Source organism: uncultured Sphingorhabdus sp. (genome assembly GCF_937872355.1).
Lineage (GTDB): Bacteria > Pseudomonadota > Alphaproteobacteria > Sphingomonadales > Sphingomonadaceae > Sphingorhabdus_B.
Genome location: NZ_CALMSV010000060.1, coordinates 1 through 3,188 on the forward strand (window position 1 = coordinate 1; position 3,188 = coordinate 3,188).

The window sequence follows — 3,188 nt, forward strand, 5'->3', positions numbered from 1 at the left end:
TGATGACTGTAACCATCGCTTCGGCCATGGCTTCAAAGAAGCCGGCCAATATCTGCTTCTTGCCAGCCTCCAGCCGCGTGATCGCGAAGGCAAAGGCGATGGTGAAGATGATGAGAGGTAGCAAAGCATCGCTTGCTGCAGCCTGAAACGGATTGGTCGGGACCACCGCTTTCAGGAACTCGCTGAACGGCGGCGGTGCGGCGGCGGGTTCGACAGCGCCCATGGCTTGGCGCAAGGCCTGTGCAGCATCCGGATCAAGCGGGAAAATCGCCAGCAGGGCAGGACCAGCACGAGAATGGAGATCATGGTAATTACCGAACGCGTTGCAGTGCGCCCTGCGCTCGCAGCGTTCGCGGTTTGGACGATGCCGGTAATCAGCAAGGCGACGACGAGCGGGATCACTGTCATCCGAAGGCCGTTGAGCCAGATCGTGCCAACGACATCGGCAATATCGTGGAAGAGCGGAGAGCGATCGCCAACCGCCATCCCGATCAGCAATCCGGCAATCAGCGCCGCCAAAATGATCCACGCCTTTTTCATGCAAGCTCCCATTGTCGATTTTGCGCCTCTTATGCACTGCTGGACAAAACTGACAAGCGGCAAGACTTTACGGCGGGTTGTGAATTTCCGGCTTGGAGCATGTGGCGACGCTGGCTAAGGCTGAACGCAACAAATTGAGGGAGTCTGACAGTTGGGTGGCAGGAAATATTTCGGCACGGACGGCATCCGCGGACGGACCAATGCCAGCGCCATGACCGCCGAAATGGCAATGAAGGTGGGGCAGGCAGCAGGCGCACATTTCCTGCGTGGCGATCACAAACACCGCGTTGTCATCGGTAAGGATACAAGGCTGTCGGGTTATATGGTTGAAAACGCGCTGGTGGCCGGTTTCACCAGCGTTGGCATGGATGTGATCCAGTTCGGGCCGATCCCGACGCCTGCAGTTGCCCTGCTTACCCGTTCAATGCGGGCTGACCTTGGCGTAATGATTTCGGCAAGCCATAACCCCTATGAGGATAACGGCATCAAGCTGTTTGGACCCGACGGATTCAAGCTATCGGACGAAGATGAGCATGCGATCGAGGCCCTGCTCGACCAACCGCCCAAGCTTGCCAAGTCGATGGATATAGGCCGTGCCCGGCGAGTCGAGGATGCGCGTGGGCGTTATATCCACGCGGTAAAAGCGACCTTGCCAGAGCATATCCGTTTTGACGGTCTGCATGTCGTGCTCGATTGTGCGCATGGTGCAGCCTATCAGGTGGCGCCTGCCGCAATCTGGGAATTGGGAGCAAGGGTTACTGCGATTGGGGTTAATCCCAATGGCAAGAACATCAATGATCGTGTCGGTTCCACCCACACGGCGACGCTGCAGGAAACGGTGGTCGCCGCAGGTGCCGACATCGGTATTGCGCTGGATGGCGATGCCGACCGTCTGATTGTCGTGGATGAACAAGGCCGCGTTGTTGATGGTGATCAGATAATGGCCCTGCTCGGAACCGCGATGAGCCGCAATGGTTTGTTACGTGGGAAAGGCATTGTCGCAACGGTGATGTCGAACCTCGGCCTTGAACGCTATTTGCAAAGCCAGCATCTCGAACTCGTCCGCGCCAAGGTTGGCGACCGTTATGTGCTGGAAGAAATGCGCGCGCGTGGGATGAATGTTGGCGGGGAGCAATCAGGGCATATGATCATGCTCGACCATGCCACTACCGGTGATGGAACCATTGCCGCGCTGCAGGTTCTCGCCGAACTGGTCGAGAGCGGAAAGAAGGCCAGTGAATTGCTGCATCTCTTCGATCCGGTCCCGCAGTTGCTCAAAAATGTACGCTATTCGGGTGGCAAGCCGCTGGAGAATGGCACAGTCAAATCGGTCATTGCCGAAGCGGAAAAAGAGTTGGAGGGCTCCGGGCGCCTTGTCATTCGGCCCTCGGGCACCGAGCCGTTGATACGCGTGATGGCCGAAGGCGACGATGCCAAGCAGGTTCGTGCGATTGTCGACCGTATCTGCGCCGCCGTAGAGGAAGCTGTCTGATGCTGGAAATGCGCCCCGATTGCGAAAAGTGCGGAGCCGATTTGCCGGCGCAATCTGGCGGCGCTTTTATCTGCTCGTTCGAATGTACTTTCTGCGCCGAATGTGCAGATGGGCTGGATGAACGCTGCCCCAATTGCGGCGGTGAATTGCTCGACCGCCCTACGCGGACAGCAAAATTGCTTGAGAAATATCCGGCCTCAACCGAGAGGAGGTATAAGGGATGAGTACCGCCCGCATCCTGATCATTGCCGGTTCTGACAGCGGCGGCGGTGCGGGTATTCAGGCCGACATCAAGACCGTCACCATGCTGGGTGGCCACGCGATGACGGCGGTGACCGCAATCACCGCGCAGAACACGCTGGGCGTCGATGCGGTCCATATGATTCCGACGCAAATGGTGATTGACCAGATTGCAGCAGTCGTCAGCGATATTGGCGTAGATGCGGTCAAGATCGGAATGATCGGAAGTGCGGAGACAGCGCATGCGGTTGCGGACAGCCTGTCCGAATTGTCTTGCCCGATCGTATTCGACCCCGTGATGGTCGCGAGCAGCGGGGCAATTCTTGCCGACGACGATACGATTTCGGCGTTCGAACGGCTGATGCGGCTTGCGACGCTTACGACACCTAACCTGCCTGAACTGGAGGCGTTAGGCGGGCGAGAGGCTTTGCTCGAACGCCATATACCGCTCCTCATCAAGGGTGGGCATGCGGAAGGTGACCTTATTATCGATCGCCTTGATCTGGCTGAGGGACAAGGCTGCGACTGGGCCGATCCGCGGATCGAAACGCGCAACACCCATGGCACCGGCTGCACACTTGCCAGTGCGATTGCGACCGGATTGGGTCAGGGCTTTACGTTTGAGCAGTCGATCGAACGCGCACGCCTGTTTGTTCGACTTGCTCTCTACGATGCGCCGGGGCTCGGGCAGGGCCACGGGCCAATGGGGCACCAATATGTCCGTGAGGATGCTATGGTCGAAGGTCCGTCGCTTAACCAAGTGACTGTTGGTTGCACCAACTATGCGGCGGCGGTGGATTTTTATAAGGCGCTGGGGCTGCAGCAGATCGTAGATAGCCCTTCCAACGGCTACGCTCGTTTCGAGGTGCCCAACGGCGCAACCTTCTCGATCCACGAAAGTCAGGATATCGCCACC

The 3,188-nt window shown here is 58.1% G+C and carries 5 protein-coding genes; 3 read left to right on the forward strand and 2 right to left on the reverse strand.

The window, feature by feature from the left end; genetic code table 11:
- Both Q0239_RS03125 and Q0239_RS03130 read right to left on the reverse strand, forming a co-directional pair.
- Positions 1-223, reverse strand: a 223-nt coding sequence (locus Q0239_RS03125; RefSeq protein ID WP_298598234.1) for a cation:dicarboxylase symporter family transporter, incomplete at its 3' end; no start/stop codon positions are given.
- Positions 172-540, reverse strand: coding sequence for a cation:dicarboxylase symporter family transporter (locus tag Q0239_RS03130; protein ID WP_298598237.1), 369 nt, complete (start codon positions 538-540; stop codon positions 172-174). The genes Q0239_RS03125 and Q0239_RS03130, both read right to left, overlap by 52 nt.
- A gap of 151 nt (positions 541-691) precedes the next feature.
- On the opposite strand from Q0239_RS03130, the gene glmM reads away from it, so the two are divergent.
- From glmM to thiD, 3 genes are all read left to right on the forward strand, one after another.
- Positions 692-2,032, forward strand: a complete 1,341-nt coding sequence (glmM, locus tag Q0239_RS03135; protein WP_298598242.1) for a phosphoglucosamine mutase — start codon at positions 692-694, stop codon at positions 2,030-2,032.
- Positions 2,032-2,256, forward strand: a complete 225-nt coding sequence (locus tag Q0239_RS03140; RefSeq protein ID WP_298598245.1) for a DUF1272 domain-containing protein — start codon at positions 2,032-2,034, stop codon at positions 2,254-2,256. Before glmM ends, Q0239_RS03140 begins: the two co-directional genes overlap by 1 nt.
- Positions 2,253-3,188: bifunctional hydroxymethylpyrimidine kinase/phosphomethylpyrimidine kinase (gene thiD, locus Q0239_RS03145; RefSeq protein WP_298598248.1), on the forward strand; the 936-nt coding region annotated here is incomplete at its 3' end. The genes Q0239_RS03140 and thiD, both read left to right, overlap by 4 nt.